The following is a 16541-nucleotide window of genomic DNA, read 5'->3' on the forward strand; positions in this document are numbered from 1 at the left end:
ATGGTGCATCAGCCACCTGCCTGCTCCCGACCCAGCCCACGGTCGACAGCCCACGATGGATCGCCCGCCCGCTCCTCCGCCTCCACGACGCGTTCGGCGTACCACAGCCGCCGCATCTCCGGGCAGCTCTCCAGCAGCCCGGCCAGCCGCCCCCGGCCGGCGACGCGGCCCCGGTCGAGGACGATCACCTGGTCGGCGCGTTCGAGCGCGGCCTGCCGGTGGGAGACCACCAGGACGGTGTCGGGGCCGCGCCCGGCGATCCGGTCCCACAGGAGCCGCTCGGTCTCGACGTCCAGCGCGGACGACAGGTCGTCCACGACGAGCAGGTCGGGAGCACGTACGAGGGCGCGGGCGGCGGTGGCGCGCTGCACCTGCCCGCCGGACAGCCGCACCCCGCGCGGCCCCACCACCGTGCCGAGCCCCTCGGGCAGCTCGGCCAGGTCCCGCTCGAACGCCGCCAGCTCCAGTGCCCGCCGGACCTCCTCGTCGCGGGCGGGCCGGCCGAGCAGCACGTTCTCCCGCAGGGTCTCGGAGAACAGCCGGGGGACCTGGCCGGCGTACGCGGCCCGGCCGGGGACCAGGAACGTGCCCGGGTCCGCGACCGCGGTGCCGTTCCACGAGATCGTCCCGCGGTCCAGCGGGAGGAGGCCGAGCAGGGCGCGTACCAGGGTGGTCTTGCCCGCTCCCACGGCACCGGTGACGACCGTGAACGAGCCGCGCTCGACGCGCAGGTCGACGCCGTGCAGCACCCCGCGCACGGTCAGCCCGCGCGCCTCCAGCACCTGGAGGCGGTCGGCGGGCGGCGGCGGTGGCGGGGCGGGCGGCGGGTCGCGGTGCAGCCAGACGCCGGTGCCGCGCGACAGGTCGCCGGCGTCCTCGTGCGGCGCCATGAGCCGGGTGAGCCGCTCCGTCGCGACCGCCGCCTGGGGCAGCCGGGACAGGACCGTGCCGATCGACCGCGGCAGCGCCGTGAGCCAGCCGATGTAGCTGGTGAACAGCGCGAGGTCGCCCACGGTGAAGTCGCCGCCGCGCATGGCGGGGGCGGCCAGGAGCAGGACGAGCCCGGTGCTGAGCTCGACGGTCGTGGTCGTCGCGGCGTCCAGCAGGTCGGTGGCCATCCGGTCCTTGACGGCGGCGTCGCGCCGCCGCCGGTTGTGCTCGCGCAGCCGTTCCAGCGCCGCGGCCTCGGCCCCGGCCGTCTTGAGCGCGAGCACGCCGCCGAACATCTCGCCCACGTACGCCGTGACGGCCGCCCCGAGCCGCCTGGCCCGCCCGTGCAGCCGGGCGATCACCCGCCGCATCATCCGGCTGAGCACGCCCACCGCGATCATCGGCAGGGCCAGCACCAGCGTGATCGCCGGATCGACGGAGGACATGATCGGCAGCGCCGCGGCGGCGAACAGCGTGGTGCCCGCCAGGCTGACGCTCTCGTCGGTGAGGTCCACCGCGTCGGCCACGTCGTCGCGCATGCGGGAGACGGCCTCTCCGGACGAGTGCGGCAGCCGGGCGGCGGCGGGCCCGCGCGCGGTGAGCACCGAGCGCAGCACGTTGGCCCGCAGGAGGGTCGCCGCCGCGGTCCACCAGTAGACGCCGTACGTCCACGCGACGACGATCACCATCCCCCGCACGACCTCGACCGCCACGAACGCCGCGCACAACCACAGGGTCGCCCGCAGGGTGGCCGGCTGGTGCCCGCTGATCTGGTCGAAGACCTGTTGCAGGACGAGCCCGGAGGCCAGCGGGATCACGTGGACCGGCAGCCACAGCAGGGCCCCGACCAGGTACCGGCGCAGGTCGAACGTGGCCAGCCGGGTGGCCACCAGCATCACCGGCCTCACCGGCCCACCCCCGCCGGCGCCAGCGGCAGCGACAGCGACAGCGACAGCGACAGCACCGGCTTCACCGGGCCACCCCCGCCAGGTCCAGCAGCCGGCCGAACCGGCTGTGCGGGTCGGCGGCGAGGTCGGCGCGGGAGCCGTACTCGACGACCTTGCCGCGGTCGAGCACCGCGATCTTGTCCACCCGCGCCAGGGACGACAGGCGGTGCGCGATGATCACGCCGGTCCGGCCCGCCAGCAGGCGGCCGATGCCGTCCTCGATGCGGCGCTCGGTGGCCGGGTCGAGCCGGCTGGACGCCTCGTCGAGCACGACGAGCCCGGGGTCGGCCAGGAACGCCCGCGCGAGCGCGAGCAGCTGCCCCTCGCCCGCCGACACGGCGCCGAGCTCCGGTCCCAGCCCCGGTCCCAGCTCCGTGTCGAGCCCGTCGGGCAGGGCCGCCGCCCATTCCCCGAGCCCGACGGCGTCGAGGACCTCGCGCAGCCGCTCGTCGCCCGGCGGCGGGCGGAAGAGGGTCAGGTTGTCCCGCACGCTCGCCGCGAAGAGCTGCACGTCCTGGGTGACCACGCCGATCCGGCTCCGGAGGGAGCGCGGGTCGGCCTCGCGCAGGTCCACGCCGCCCGCGCGCACGGTGCCCTCGACGGGGTCGTGCAGCCGCAGCACGAGCCGGGCCAGGGTGGTCTTGCCGCTGCCGGTCCGCCCGACCAGGCCGAGCGTCTCGCCGGGGGCGAGCGTGAGGTCGATGCCGGACAGCACCTGCTCGTCGTCGCCGGGGTAGGAGAAGCCGACGCCCTCGAAGCGCAGGCCGAGCGGGCCGGCGGCGGGGAGGGGGCGGGTGCCGGGGGCCAGCGCGGGCCGCTCGGCCAGCAGGCCGGCGATGCGGGCCAGGCCGGCCAGGGCCGCCTGGTACTGCCTGATCTGGTCGATCAGCCGCTCGAACGGCGCCCGGACCATGAGCGTGTACTGGAAGAGCAGCACGGCGGTGCCGACCGTGAGCGCGCCGGCCTCCATGGTCCACGCGGCCAGGCCCAGCATGATCGCCGTGCCCGCGGCGAAGGCCACCGAGGTGCCGGCCAGGAGCATGGTGCCGACGCGGGCGTCGCGGTTCTCGGCCCGGAAGAGGGCGGCGCTGACCTGGTGGAAGCGGCGGACGACATGCTCGCCGGCGCCGTTCGCCCTGATGTCCTCGGCCCCGGCGAGGCGCTCTTCGAGGGTGCCGAACAGGGCGGCGCCGGCCGCCCGGGAGCGCGCCGCCGACGGCACGGCCAGCCGCTGCGCCCGCACCATGCCGTACCCGACGAGCAGGCAGTACGCCAGCAGCACGCACCCGATGCGCCAGTCGACACCGAACACGACGACGACCACGCCGGCCAGGAGCAGCGCGCTGGCCACGACGTCCAGCACGAAAGCGACGACGAAGTCGGCGACCGCCACGACGTCGCCGTCCACCCGCTCGATCAGCTCGCCGGGGGTGTGCCTGCCGTGGAAGTCGAGGTCGAGGCCGAGCGCGTGCTGGGCGAGGCGCTCGCGCAGGCGGTTGGTGCCGTCCCAGGCGAGCCTGCTGGCCAGCCACGCCGTGACCATCCTGGCGGCCTGGCCCGCGACGGCGAGCGCGAGGTAGCCGAGGGCGATCAGCGTCAGGTGGCGGATGCCGGCGCCGGCGATGGCGTCGTCGACGAAGCGACGGGTGATCTGGGGCGCCGCCAGCGGGAGCGCGGTGGCGGCGGCGATGGCCGCGGCCAGCCCGGCGGTGGCGCGGCGCCCGGGGCTGAGCAGGCGCAGGACGGAAGGGTCAGGTGGTGGGGTCCGGAGCGCGTACGGGGTCAAGAAGCGTCATGCCCTTTGCGTAGGAGGATTCGCTGAGCTGGGGGGACATGAACGCTTCCCGCATCGCGGGCCTCCTTCGCCGGTCGATCTGCTTCCGCCGGGGAGTACACCAGCCGGGGCCGCCTCCGGGCAACCGGTTTTCAGCGCGCCCTTCGTACGAGGCAGGCCACGCCCAGCTCCGCGCACCGCGCCTGCCCGTCCCCGCGCTCCTGACCGGGAACCGGCAACATCTCGGTGACCAGGACCTCGGCCGGTTCGCGCCGGGCCAGGTCCTCGACCGCGAGAGGATCGCAGAAGTCGACGGGGAAGGGGCCGGGCTCGGCGGGGTGGCGGACGAAGACGTGCCGGGGCAGGTCACGTTCGCGGCGGAGGCGGTGGATGGCCAGCCAGCGGTCGAAGGAGTCCGCGCCCCGCTCCTCGGGCAGGTGCAGGCGCCAGCGCGCCCGCTGGTAGACGAGGTCGTCGATCATGATGCGCGGGGTCCGCGCGCCGAGGTCGATCTCGACCGGCGCGGTCCCGGGCCCTTCGTACAGGGGCCCGCAGCCGGGTCCCGTCCCGGACAGCAGCCACGTCGCGGCACCCGGCTCAGCCCCGGCGGCCATCAGTTCGGGACCGGGCGGCGGGAGGTCCGGCCACTCTCCTGCCCCCGCCCACCACCCCGCGGTCGCCCCGGCCACGGCCCGCGCGTCCAGCCGGACGACCTCCTGCCCCTCTCCGGACAGGAGCGCCTCCGACGCCATCCCGGCCAGGACGGCGCCGAGCTCCCGCACCCGCCCGGACCTGCCCTCCCGGGCGAGCAGGGCAGCCAGGCACCACAACGGCACCACCGCCGTCAGCGCCTCCCGCAACCGCTCCAGCGCGGCCCCGCCGATCACCACCGGCTCCGACCCGGGCTCGCCCACGCGCCACGACCCGCCGCCCCCAGGCTCGAACCGCGCCCGCAGCCGGGGCCCGCCGCCCGCCGCCGCTAAGCGGCGCAGCAGCCGGTGTGCGGCCGCGGTGCGCAGCCGGGAGCGCCGGGCCGTGCCGTCCCCGGGCCGCCGGGCCAGCGGATGCCGCTCGATCTCCCGGTGGAAGGCGGGATCGGCGAGGAGGGCGGCATGCCGTACGGACTCGTCGTCGTACGCCTCGGCGACCCTGCGCCGCGTCACCAGCCAGGCGGCGGCATGGGCGCTCCTGGCCGCGGCCCGCGCCGAACCCGCCGCGACGACGGCGGACCGCCACCGCCGCGCCCGCTCCCCCATGCCGAGCGACTCCAGCAGCCGGATCTCGTCCCCGGTGAGCGGCGCCCCGGCGCGTACGCTCCTGAGGCACTGCCCGGCGAGCGCGCACTGCTCGGGCGGCAGCCTCAGCACCGCGTCACGCAGCGGCGCCGCCTGCCGCTGGAAGCACTCGCGCTCGGCGGCCAGGCGCCGGCGGGCGTCGAGCAGCCGCTCGGTGAGCCGCCGCAGATCGGGATGGCCCAGCCCGTCGAGCAGCCGCGCCGGCAGCCCGGGGGGCCGCGGCAGGAACCACGGACGCAGTTCGACGACCAGCTCAGCGACACCGGCCCGGATCCGCCACGAGATCTCCCCGGAGCCCGGGACGCCGCCTTCCCCGCCTAACGCCGCCGCCCTGGCGCCAGGCGGTTCCTCCCCCTGCCACGTGCCGCTCACCCGCGCCCCCTCAACACCCCGGCCTCGGCCAGCTCCGCCGTCAGCCGCTCCCGCGCCCCGTCCGTCAGGCCGTCGAGGGCGTGCGGGTCGTCGGCGGCCAGCCGCGCGACCGGCGCGACCAGCCCTTGACGCAGCCGGAACGACCGCCCGGACCGCAGGCTCACGGCGAACGTGCCCGGCCCCCGCCCGTCGGGCCCGGCCCCCGCGACCACCTCCGCGCACGGGTCCCACGCACACGCCGGCACGGGCAGCGCCGGCCCCGCGACGGAACAGGCGGCGAGCCTGCCGGGCGGCAACCCGGGAAGCCGGTCCAGCCACCCCCCGATCATGGCCGTCACCTCGCGGGGGCGCATGGTCTCGGGCGCGTCGAACTCGATCCATCGGGCCAGGTCGTTCCCGGCGCGTGGCGGGAAGCGCACGCTCTGACCGGCCCAGACCGTACGGATGCCCATCCGGTACGGCCGCGGCCCGGCCGGCCGTACCCCGCCGGGCCCGTCCGCCAGCAGCTCCAGTGACTCCCCCACGACCCCCGCGGCCATCCCGGGCGCGCCCACCGCCAGCTCGCACATCACCGGCGCCTCGGCGGGGATCGCGGCCAGCAGCCGCCGGAGGTTGACGGTCACGCCGTTGAGCCCGGTGGCGGCGGCCAGGAAGTCGATCCGCGTCACGGTGATCGTCAGGCCGCGGCAGCGGGCCAGCGCCTCCCGCGAGAACGCCCCCGCGCGGACCGCGTCCAGCCACCCCGCCCACGGACCGCTCACCGGCGGCCGGTCCGCCCCGGTCACCCAGCGCACGGCCGCGTCGTGCCCGGCGGTCCAGCAGCGCCTGATCACCCGATCCGGCGACCAGTCCAGCCACTCGGCCCCGGCCAGCTCCGGCACCCGCCGCAACGCCGTGACCTGCTCGGCCACGAGCCGCCCGCACAACGTCACCCGCTCCGCCCCCAGCGCCTTGACCAGCGCGAACGCGGCGGGAAGCTGCTGCTCGCCGTCCACCACGACGTGCGCCCGCCGCCCTCTGGCCGCCTCCAGGGCGATCTCAACCTCGGGCCGGAACAACCGGCACCGGGCGGCCGCGCCGAGCACGTCCCGGCTGCTCTGCGTGCTGCCCTCGGCCAGCTCCAGATCGTCGATGCTGAGCCGGACCGCGGGGTCGCCCGCCAGCCGGAGCGCCGTGCCGACCGCCCGCAGATGGGCGTCGTCGTACACCTCGCGCTCCAGGATGGCCGCCGCCGCCCGCCCGAACAGCGCGGTGAGCGGCCCGTCAGGCAGCCCTTCGGCGGCGGCCCGCAGCCGCGCCGGCTCGGCGAGACGTTCGACGATCCGCGCTCCCAGATCGACCACCTCGACCCCGGCCGGCGGAACGACCTCCGTCGTGAAGTCCGTGAACGGCGGAATGACGAGCAGCTCCATCAGCAGCCCCCTCCAGGCCACGGGTACGGATGCGCCGCCGGTCCGTGGCGACCGCCCGGAAGGTTCGAAGGAGCGCCCTGGCCGGGTCTCCCGGACGCGCCCCGGCCGGGGTCCCGGTGGCCGTCGCGGCGCCCGTTCCCGGCCGGTCGCAGGTAGACACAGCGCAGCTCCGCCGCGAAACGCTGCTCGCCCTCCCGCAGCCAGCACTCGTCCGGCCCCGCCGGCACCTCCGTCACCGCGACCTCATCGGCCGTGGCCGCCAGGCGGGCCAGCCCTTCGAGGAGCGCGGGCGCGCGGGTGTCGACGTAGACGGGCTCGTGCCCCCGAGCCGACGAGGCGAAAAAGGCGACCGGCAGGTCGTGGATCTCCCGCAGGCGCGCCATCGCCAGCAGGAGCTCGCGATCGCCGGCCGCCTGCCCGAGCGCCTCGAACGACGACCGGCCCACGCGCCACCGCCGCCCCGACATGACGACGTTGTCCCACGTCAGCCGGGGGACCCGGGCGAGGTCATGGAGGCGGGGCAGGCCGATCCTGGGCAGGGCGAGGGCTGTGTGCAGGGCTGTGTGCAGCGCCGGGTGCAGGGCCGTGTGCTGGGCCGGGTCGTGCCCGCCGTTGTGCAGCAGCAGCGGCTCGTCCAGCCCCTTGGCGTACAGGAGGGCCCGCTGCCCGTCGCTGTGCACGTACAGCTCGTCGAGCCCGATCCGCCGCCGCCTCGGGTCGGCCGCCACCCCGCCCAGCTCCAGCACGGGCCCGGGCAGCTCCAGCGGCGGCACGCCGTCGGAACGGCGGGAGATGACGTTCAGCACGGTGAACCCGGACAGCGCCAGCCTGATCTCCGTGTCCCGCTGGGCGAGGCACCTGGCGCTCTCCTCGTGGAACTGCAGCGCCCACGGCGTGAGCAGCACCGCGTCGTGCAGCCGGCTGAGGACTAGCGGGGTCACCCCCGGCTCGTACGCCTCCAGCGAGGGCGCCGCCACCATGACGTCGGCCGAGCAGAGCACGGGCACGGCCGGCGGGGCGGGCTCGTCCAGCAGGCCGGCGAGGTTCAGCTCGGCCGCCCCGGCCGAGGCGTCGCGCACGATGGCGGCGATGCGCCGCGCGAGCCGGTCACCGTGTTCGATCTCCAGGTCGCCGGTCGCCCGCAGCGCCTCGGCCAGCGCGAACGTGCCCGCCCCGAGCCGCCCCGCCACCAGCCGGTTGGTACGCAGCCTGGTCAGCTCGGACTCCTCGGCGAGCAGGTCGAGCACCCGGGGCACGCGGCTCTTGAGGTCGGCCGCGAGCGCGTCGCCGACCGTGACCCGCAGGGTGCCGGCCGCCGCCTCGTGCACGATCGCCCGGTCGTCGCGCTGCCCCCCGCCGGCCAGCGCCTCGATCCGCCGCTGCACGGCCAGCTTCACATCGGGCGAGGCGGCGGGGTACTGCCCGAGCAGCTCGCCGATCTCGCCGACGCGCCTGCCCAGCGGCAGGTCAGCGTCCGCCACGCGGTGGCCGGGAGCCACGTGCTCCCGCTGCGCCGGCACCCCGGCCGGGCCGTCCCCCCGCTCCGGCACGACCGCAGGAGCCACGAACCCCTGCCCCGGCACGCCGGGAGCCTCCGCGAGCCCCCGCCCGCGCACCTCCCGCGCACCTCCGTGCCCGCACCCGCCACCGCCCGGCCCGGAGGAACCCGACCCGGAGGAACCCGACCCGGAGGAACCCGACCCGGAGGAACCCTGCCCCCCGGCGGCGCCCTCTCCGGAAGGGCCCGCCTCCCCCGCGCCGGCACCGTCCTCGGCAGGAGCCGCCCCCGCCGCGCCCCTCCCCGAGGAACCCGATGCCCCGGCGGCACCCTCTTCGGAAGGACCCGCCTCCAGCGCGGAGGGGCTCCGGGCGCCGCCGACCCCCTCCTCGAAGGGGACGGCGAGTCCGCACTCGCAGGTGCCGGCGAGACCCGCCCGGCCGCGCCCGGAGACGGGCGGCCCACCGAAGGCACCCCGCGGACCACCCCGGTCCCTTCCGGACGGCGCGCCGACGGCACCTCGCGGACCGCCCGGGTCACGCCCGGGCGGACCGCCGACGACCCCTCGCGGACCGTCCCGGTCACGCCCGGACGGCCCGCCGACGGCACCCCGCGGACCGCCCCGGTCTCGCCCCGGTGCCTCCCCCGCCCCCGCAGGGCCGTTCCCCCCGGCCCCCGGCGCGACCGGCACCCCCCGGGCGGCGAGCCGCTCCCGGAGCCAGCCCAGGGTGTCGGAGACGGTGGCGGGCGGGCACAGGTCGTGGGTGAGCAGCCCCCGCCGCACCGCCACGGCCAGCGCCGCCGACGCCCGCTCCAGCCCCGTCCCCGTCTCGGCCGCGATCTCGGCCAGCGTGCGCCGCCCGTCGCAGTGCCCGGCGAACGCGGCGCCGTCGGGCGCCTCCGCCGTCCACGTCCTGCGCCGCGGCACCAGCCCCGCCACCAGCGCGGGATCGGCCAGAATGTGCTGCTGCAGCGCCTCCTCCACGCGCGCCGCCGCGAACGCCACCCGCCGGTAGCACTCGCGATGACCCGCCCAGGTGTAGCCGCCGGCCCCCGCCGCGACGGCCCCGTAGCCGATCGGCCCGTAGCAGCCCTCCGTCCCGCACGAGGCCGACAGCCGCTGCACGTGGGCGGCGACCTGCCGGCGCATCTCTCCGCCCTCGGCACCGTGCCGCAGGTCCCGGTAGAGGCCGGGCGAGGAGCACACGAGCGCGTCGAGGAACCGCTCGTCGGCCACGATCCCGGCCATGGCCGCCCGGACGAGCGCCGCGTCGCCCGCGACCATGCCGGCCAGGGTGAGCCGCGCCTCCTCCAGCTGCCCGGTCACGTCGTTCCAGGCCGCCAGCCAGTCGTCGGGACCGGGCGAGCCGGGTGGCAGCGGACGTAGCGCGCGCAGGCGGCCGCGGAAGCCACGGGGCAGCCTTCCCCCGCCGGAAGAACCGGCGTCCGCCCCGTGGTCGGGCCCGTCGTCGAGCAGGGCGAGCGCCTGCCGCTCCAGCCGTACGACGGCCGCGGCCGCCTCCGCCGCCCTGGGGTGGACGAGGGACAGGACGAGCTCCCAGGGAAACCCGGCACTCCGTACGACCACGGCAGGCAGCAGGGTCCAGTCGTGCTCGATGTCCATATGGACTTCTCCCTTTCCTGGCGTGAATTCGCCGCACGGCGCCTCAACTCAGATATTTACAAGATCATTTACCTGTGTCAATGAGTTGCCGGATTAGAAGAAAATGAGAACCACCAAACCCCACGGAGAATTGCCTGCCAACACAAACAAACCCCGCCATAAGGGGCGCGGCTGTTTACTTTGCGTAGCCACCCGACCTATCCTTGCAGCACAGAGGGTCATCGCAGCCCTCCCGCGAGAATGCCCGATTAAATTCGGCGACAGCACCCGGCCCGCCGATTCTGCCGCCCATTCAATACGCGGCCGAGCCGCCGGCCGACGATTTCTCGCGGCCTTTCGTTTTCTCGCGCCTAATTCGCGTTCCCATTTCCGCGCCAGGCCAAGGTGGGGTCAAGGGCGCGTGCCAGCACGCCGGAGAGGAGAAACGGACTGATAGAAGGTGACACGGGGGCGAAGGGGGAGCAGTGACGGAAGACGGACGGCGGCGGCGCGGCGACGGGCCCCACCTGTGGACACCGGTGTTCGTGGTGGGGCTCCTCGTCGTCACCGGAGTGGTGATCGCGCTGGACGTGACCACGGGCACGGCGGTGCGGCTGTTCCCGCTGCTGATCTTCCTGCCGGCGATCGTCTCGGGCCTCGGCGAGGTGTGGCAGACGGTGGTCGCCTCGGTGTGGGTGATAGTGGTGGAAGTGATCACCGGCATCCACCTGCGCGGGGAGCCGGACGACATCCTGCTGGCGACCGGGTTCACGGCGCTGTTCGGGGTGCTGAGCGTGCTGGGCTGCCGCTACCGCGTGCGGCGCGAGGAGGAGGTCCACCGGCTGCGCTCGGCCGCGGCCGCCCTGCAGCGGCTGATCGTGCGCCCGCTGCCGCTGCGCACCGCGGACGTGGTGGTGGACGGCCTCTACCAGCCGGTGGAGGAGGACACGATGGTGGGCGGCGACATGTACGAGGTGGCGCCCTCCAGACGCGGAACCCGGGTGCTGATCGCGGACGTCCAGGGCAAGGGCCTGCCGGCGATCGGCACGGCGCTGGCCGTGCTGGGCTCGTTCAGGGAGGCGGCCTACCGGGAGGAGACGCTCACCGGCGTCGTGGCCGCCCTGGAGAACACCGTGGTCCGCCAGAACACCTTCGCCTCCATGACCGGCGAGCCCGAGCGGCTGGTCACCGCCCTCGTGCTGGACATCGGCAAGGAGCCGGGGGTGGAGGCGGTCAACTGCGGCCACATCGCCCCGTACGTCATCCACGACGGCGACGCCCACCAGGCGAACCTGGGCGAGGCGGCGGTGCCCCTCGGCCTGGCGTCGCTGACGCAGACGCCGCGCCGGGGCGTGCGGTTCGCGTTCCCGCCGGGCGCGACGCTGCTGCTGTGCACCGACGGCGTCACCGAGGCCCGCGACCCCGACGGCACCTTCTACCCGCTGGAGGAGCGGCTGCGCGCGTGGGCCCTCGACCCGCCCGCCGGCCTCGCCCGTAGACTGGGGGCCGACCTGCGGGAGTTCACCCGGGCCGTCCCGCGCGACGACATCGCCGTCCTCACGCTCCGCAGGACGGAAACATCCCTGAGGCTCTTCCGCCCAACATCATGAACCGCTCGCTCCACTGGCGCGTACCTACACACATCGGACACGTGGTCCATGGAGGTGTCGTGGAGCTCAGTCTCTTGCGGGCACAAGCGCACAGCCCGTCGTACTTCTCACTTATGCGCAGCTCGACGGGAGAGCGCGCCCCGGTGGACTTCTGCATACCGTGCAACCCGTATTTCCCCACGCCGGAGATCTTCGATCACCTCGGGAGAAACCTGGAGACGATACTCAAGTTCTATCCCAGCGACGCGGGGACGATCACCGAGGAGCTCTGCTCCACGCTCGGGCTGCATCCCAAGACGGTCGCGATGGGCAACGGCTCGACGGAGCTGATCACGTGGATCGACCACCTGCTGGTGCGCGAGAGCCTGGCGATCCCGATCCCCACCTTCGGCCGGTGGACCGACCAGCCGCTGGAGACGGGCAAGCGGGTGGACATGTATCCGCTGCTGGAGAGCCGCAACTTCACGCTGGACGTGAACGACTACGTCTCGTTCATCCGCATGCGCGGCTCCCGGGTTGCGGTCATCTGCAACCCGAACAACCCCGACGGCGGCTACCTGCCCAAACACGAGGTCCTGCACCTGCTCGACCAGCTCATCGACCTGGACCTGGTGATCGTGGACGAGTCCTTCGGGGACTTCGTGGACGCCGAGCCGTACCCGGGGGTGGCGGCGGAGGCCGCCGTGCGGCCGAACGTGATCGTGCTGCGCAGCCTGGGCAAGAACTTCGGCCTGCACGGCATCCGCTTCGGCTACATGGTCGCCAACCCGGCGCTCGCGGGCCGGGTGCGCGACGCGCTGCCCAAGTGGAACCTCAACTCGTTCGCCGAGGTCGTGGTGTTCATGATGCGGCAGTTCATGCCCGAGTACCAGGAGAGCCTCAAGCGGCTCGGCAGCGACAGGAGGGCGATGTTCCAGCAGCTCAGCACCATGCCGGGGCTGTCGGTGTTCGCCTCGCAGGGCAACTTCCTGCTGGTGAAGCTGCCGCCCGGGCACGACGGGGTGCCGCTGCGCGACCACCTGCTCACCGAGCACGGCGTGTACGTCCGCGAGTGCGGCAACAAGCTGGGCACCACCAGCCAGTTCCTGCGCCTGGTCGTGCGGCCGCAGGAGGACGTGCGCCGGCTGCTGATCGGCATGACGCAGTTCCTGTACTCGGGCAGCCTGCACGAGATCCCCGTGATCGGCCTGCACCACAGGCGCGCCAACCCGCTCTCCGCGTGACCCGGCCGGAGCCGGGACCCGGCAGGAGGGCCCCGCCCCGGCCGTGACCTCAGGTCGGGAGCTCGTTCACCGTGACCGTCGAGACCGCGTCGAGCGCCCGCTGCCCGGCCTGCCGCACGACCGGCGCCAGCGTTCCGCCCGTCGCGAGCGTCTCGGCCAGCGCGGCCGCGGTGAGGGCGTACTGCAGCAGGGTGATGCCCTTGTGGGCGAGCATGATCCCGGCGGACGCCTTCAGCCCGAGCCCGATGACCTGGGCGCCCGTGCCGGCCGGTCCCGTGTCGCCCGGTCCCGTGTCGCCCGGTCCCATGCCGCCCCGTCCCATGCCGCCCCGTCCCATGCCGCCCAGTCCCAGCAACGCGGCGGCGTGCCCCTCGTGCTCGTCACCCATCCGGACCAGCGCGTCCTCGTCCACGTCGGAGAACAGCCGCCCGAGGAACACCTCCATCGGCGCCAGCGCGGCGGGCAGTTCCATGCTCACCGCGCACCCCCTCGCTCGTCCGCGCCGCCATCCGCCGTGCGGCGGCCCGGCTCCCTCAGCCCGTGCACCATCCGCTCCCCCTTTACGATCGCGGCCGGATCCCGGCCATCAGCCCCGCCATCCCCTGCGTGTACGCCCGCATCCGCAGCACGCCCTGCTCCCGCAGCTCCGCCACCCTGGCCATGACCAGGTCGGCCCCGGCGCCGGATTCCGCGCGCCGCCGCAGCACCCCGGCCTCCAGGTCGTCCAGGGCGGCGTTCACCGAGCGGACGACGCGCTCGCCCAGCGCCCTCGTCCCGCCGTACAGGGCCCACGGCGCCACGCTCAGCGAGACCAGCCGCGGCCCCGGCGCGCACACGGCGCTCACCGGCCCCTCCGAGACGCCGCGCAGGTCCGCGTCCGGCACGCCGCCGATCGTCTCCAGCATGTCGATGAGCTGGTCGAACAGCTCGCCGAAGGCCAGCGAGGGCACCCCGCCCACTGCCCCGGCCTCGACGCGGGCTCCGGCGCGCAGGGCGGCCGCGCTCACCTCGATCGACGCCGTCACCCGCGCCATCCGGGCGTCCAGCTCGGCCCGCACGGCGCGCAGCTCCCGCGCCAGCGCCAGCGGCTCGACGAACGGCACGACCCCGTCGTCGGCGGCGGACGACGCCCGGCCGAAGGCCGCGTCCACCGCCTCGGCCACCAGGCCGGCCACGACGTCGGCCGGCTCACGCAGCAGCCGGGGCTCGACCTCCAGCGAGACGAGCCTCCCCTTCTCGAGGACGGCGCGCACGCCGGCCTCCCGGTGATTCTCACGCAACTGAACGAACTCCGACGGACGACCACAGGCGATTGCTGACACGCTATCCGCGCAGGCCGGGGGCTGAGGCGGCCATCGTCCGGCGTTCCTTTCGATTTCACGGCCCGTTGGCACGCCCACGCCATGCCGGACCGGTCCCGAGCCGATGTAAGCTGTCCCGGCTAATCCCCTTACGGCATAAATAGTCGGCCGACGATGGAAGGGTTCCGTGCGCTCCAGCCACCAGGCAAGCACCGTCCAGCCCCGCGACCACACCGCCGCGGACAGCCACGACCGCATCCAGGTCCGCGGCGCCAGGGAGAACAACCTCAAGGGCGTCTCCCTGGACATCCCCAAGCGGCGTCTCACCGTCTTCACCGGAGTGTCCGGCTCCGGCAAGTCCTCGCTCGTCTTCGACACCATCGCCGCGGAGTCCAGGCGGCTGATCGACGAGACGTACACGGCGTTCATCCAGGCGTTCATGCCGAGCCTGGCCCGCCCCGACGTCGACGCGCTGCACAACCTGAGCGCGGCGATCATCGTGGACCAGGAGCGGATGGGCGCCAACCCGCGCTCCACCGTGGGCACCGCCACCGACGCGCACACCATGCTGCGGATCATCTTCAGCCGCATCGCCGAGCCGCACGTCGGCTCGGCCTCCTCCTTCAGCTTCAACATGGCGGAGGGCATGTGCCCCACCTGTGAGGGGCTGGGCAAGGCGTCCGAGATCGACGTGGACGAGCTGGTCGACAGGGAGCTGTCGCTGAACGAGGGCGCGATCAGGGCCCCCGGGTACGCGGTGGACAGCTGGCCCTGGCAGGTCGTGGCCGGCTCCGGGCTGTTCGATCCCGACGTCAAGCTGAAGGACTTCACCCAGCAGCAGTGGGACGACCTGCTCCACAAGCCCGCCACCAAGATCAAGTACGGCGCCAACAACTTCACCTACGAGGGCCTGGTCGTCCGGGTCAAGCGCAGCTACCTGGGCAAGGACCGCGAGTCGCTGCAGAATGCCGCGCGGGCGTTCGCCGACCGGGCGGTCAAGCTGGCCCTCTGCCCCGCCTGCGGCGGCTCCCGGCTGAACGAGGCCGCCCGCTCGGCCCGCATCCAGGGCAGGAACATCGCCGAGTGCTCGGCCATGCAGATCAACGACCTGGCCGACTTCGTCCGCGGCATCGGCAACCCGGCGGTCGGCCCGGTGCTGGAGGGGCTGCGCTCGACGCTGGACTCGCTGGTCGAGATCGGCCTGGGCTACCTCAGCCTGGACCGGGAGTCGTCCACGCTGTCGGGTGGCGAGGCGCAGCGGGTCAAGATGGTGCGCCACCTCACCTCGAGCCTGACCGACGTCACGTACGTCTTCGACGAGCCCACGGCCGGGCTGCACCCGCACGACATCCAGCGGATGAACCGGCTGCTGCTGCAGCTCACCGACAAGGGCAACACGGTGCTCGTGGTCGAGCACAAGCCGGAGACGATCGCGATCGCCGACCATGTGGTGGACCTCGGCCCGGGCGCGGGCAAGGACGGCGGCCGGATCTGCTACGAGGGCGACCTGAACGGACTGCGCTCCTCCGGCACGCTGACCGGCCGCTACCTCGACCACCGCGTACGGCTGCGCGAGGAGGTCCGCAAGCCCACCGGGCAGCTCCCGATCAGGAACGCCACGCTGCACAACCTGCGCGACGTGAGCGTGGACCTGCCGCTCGGCGTCCTGACCGTGGTGACCGGGGTGGCGGGGTCGGGCAAGAGCTCCCTGATCCACGGGCACGTGGCGGGCCTGGACGGCGTGGTGGTGGCCGACCAGTCACCGATCCGCGGCTCGCGCAGGAGCAACCCGGCGACGTACACGGGGGTGCTCGACCCGATCCGCGCGGCCTTCGCCAAGGCGAACGGGGTCAAGCCCGGCCTGTTCAGCGCCAACTCCGAGGGCGCCTGCCCGGCGTGCAAGGGCATCGGGCTGATCTACACCGACCTGGCGATGATGGCCGAGGTGGCCTCGGTGTGCGAGGAGTGCGAGGGCAAGCGGTTCACGCCCGAGGTGCTGACGTACCGGCTGCGCGGCAAGAACATCAGCGAGGTGCTGGAGATGCCGGTGGCCGAGGCCCGCGACTTCTTCCCCACCGGCCAGGCCGGCACGATCCTCGACCGGCTCGTCGCCGTCGGCCTCGGCTACCTGGGGCTCGGCCAGCCGCTGACCACGCTGTCGGGCGGTGAGCGGCAGCGGCTCAAACTCGCCATCAACATGGCCAAGAACGGCACCACGTACGTGCTGGACGAGCCCACCACGGGCCTGCACCTGGCGGACGTGGACCAGCTCCTGGCCCTGCTCGACCGCCTGGTGGAGGCCGGCAACACGGTCATCGTGATCGAGCATCACCAGGCCGTCATGGCCCACGCGGACTGGATCGTGGACCTCGGCCCCGGCGCCGGCCACGACGGCGGCCAGGTCGTCTTCTCCGGCACCCCCGGCGACCTCCTGGCCACCGGCACCTCCCTCACCGCCATCCACCTACGCGACTACGTGAACCGCCTCTGACCGGCCCCGCCGGGCGCCCCGCGCGCCCGGCGGGCCTCACGGAAGTACGGCGGGCCAGAAGGCGCGGACGTGCGAAAGGGCGCAG

10 protein-coding genes are annotated in these 16541 nt (G+C 74.4%); 3 read left to right on the forward strand and 7 right to left on the reverse strand.

Going from position 1 to position 16541, the window contains the following annotated elements; genetic code table 11:
- Positions 1–8: 8 nt before the first annotated feature.
- The 5 genes from AB0J69_RS22275 to AB0J69_RS22295 all read right to left on the reverse strand — a co-directional run bounded on the left by AB0J69_RS22275 (position 9) and on the right by AB0J69_RS22295 (position 9852).
- A complete protein-coding gene (locus AB0J69_RS22275) occupies positions 9–1838 on the reverse strand; it encodes an ABC transporter ATP-binding protein (protein ID WP_364120123.1) in 1830 nt (609 codons plus the stop codon).
- A 61-nt stretch (positions 1839–1899) separates the two neighbouring features.
- The gene (locus AB0J69_RS22280; protein WP_364120126.1) at positions 1900–3663 is read right to left on the reverse strand and encodes an ABC transporter ATP-binding protein; all 1764 of its coding nucleotides are present in this window, start codon (positions 3661–3663) and stop codon (positions 1900–1902) included.
- Positions 3664–3803: 140 nt separating this feature from the next.
- The gene (locus tag AB0J69_RS22285) at positions 3804–5318 is read right to left on the reverse strand and encodes a hypothetical protein (protein ID WP_364120129.1); all 1515 of its coding nucleotides are present in this window, start codon (positions 5316–5318) and stop codon (positions 3804–3806) included.
- On the reverse strand, positions 5315–6730 hold the full coding sequence (locus tag AB0J69_RS22290; protein WP_364120131.1) for a hypothetical protein: 1416 nt from the start codon (positions 6728–6730) through the stop codon (positions 5315–5317). Before AB0J69_RS22290 ends, AB0J69_RS22285 begins: the two co-directional genes overlap by 4 nt.
- Positions 6730–9852 carry a hypothetical protein gene (locus tag AB0J69_RS22295; RefSeq protein WP_364120134.1) on the reverse strand — a complete coding sequence of 1041 codons (3123 nt, stop codon included), beginning with the start codon at positions 9850–9852 and terminating at the stop codon, positions 6730–6732. Before AB0J69_RS22295 ends, AB0J69_RS22290 begins: the two co-directional genes overlap by 1 nt.
- Before the next feature lie 464 nt (positions 9853–10316).
- Between AB0J69_RS22295 and AB0J69_RS22300 the strand changes: the two genes are divergently transcribed.
- Together AB0J69_RS22300 and AB0J69_RS22305 are read left to right on the forward strand one after the other, a co-directional pair.
- Entirely contained in the window at positions 10317–11441 is a 1125-nt protein-coding gene (locus AB0J69_RS22300; protein ID WP_364120137.1) for a PP2C family protein-serine/threonine phosphatase, read from the forward strand.
- Positions 11442–11500: 59 nt separating this feature from the next.
- The gene (locus tag AB0J69_RS22305) at positions 11501–12664 is read left to right on the forward strand and encodes a histidinol-phosphate transaminase (RefSeq protein WP_364120140.1); all 1164 of its coding nucleotides are present in this window, start codon (positions 11501–11503) and stop codon (positions 12662–12664) included.
- A 49-nt stretch (positions 12665–12713) separates the two neighbouring features.
- Here the strand turns inward: AB0J69_RS22305 and AB0J69_RS22310 are convergent, their stop codons facing one another.
- Positions 12714–13142 (reverse strand): hypothetical protein, encoded by a 429-nt coding sequence (locus AB0J69_RS22310; protein ID WP_364120143.1) that lies wholly within the window; start codon positions 13140–13142, stop codon positions 12714–12716.
- An 82-nt stretch (positions 13143–13224) separates the two neighbouring features.
- On the reverse strand, positions 13225–13917 hold the full coding sequence (locus AB0J69_RS22315) for a hypothetical protein (protein ID WP_364120146.1): 693 nt from the start codon (positions 13915–13917) through the stop codon (positions 13225–13227).
- Between the two features lie 235 nt (positions 13918–14152).
- Here AB0J69_RS22315 and AB0J69_RS22320 point away from each other — a divergent pair, with 235 nt between their 5' ends.
- Entirely contained in the window at positions 14153–16456 is a 2304-nt protein-coding gene (locus AB0J69_RS22320; protein WP_364120149.1) for an excinuclease ABC subunit UvrA, read from the forward strand.
- Positions 16457–16541: the final 85 nt, after the last annotated feature.

This window comes from Nonomuraea sp. NPDC049709, assembly GCF_040674815.1.
Lineage (GTDB): Bacteria > Actinomycetota > Actinomycetes > Streptosporangiales > Streptosporangiaceae > Nonomuraea.

Bases quoted from the DNA above. Each gene is read 5' to 3' on its own strand.
- AB0J69_RS22290 (WP_364120131.1), bottom strand. From the start codon at position 6,730: ATGGAGCTGCTCGTCATTCCGCCGTTCACGGACTTCACGACGGAGGTC.
- AB0J69_RS22295 (WP_364120134.1), bottom strand. From the start codon at position 9,852: ATGGACATCGAGCACGACTGGACCCTGCTGCCTGCCGTGGTCGTACGG.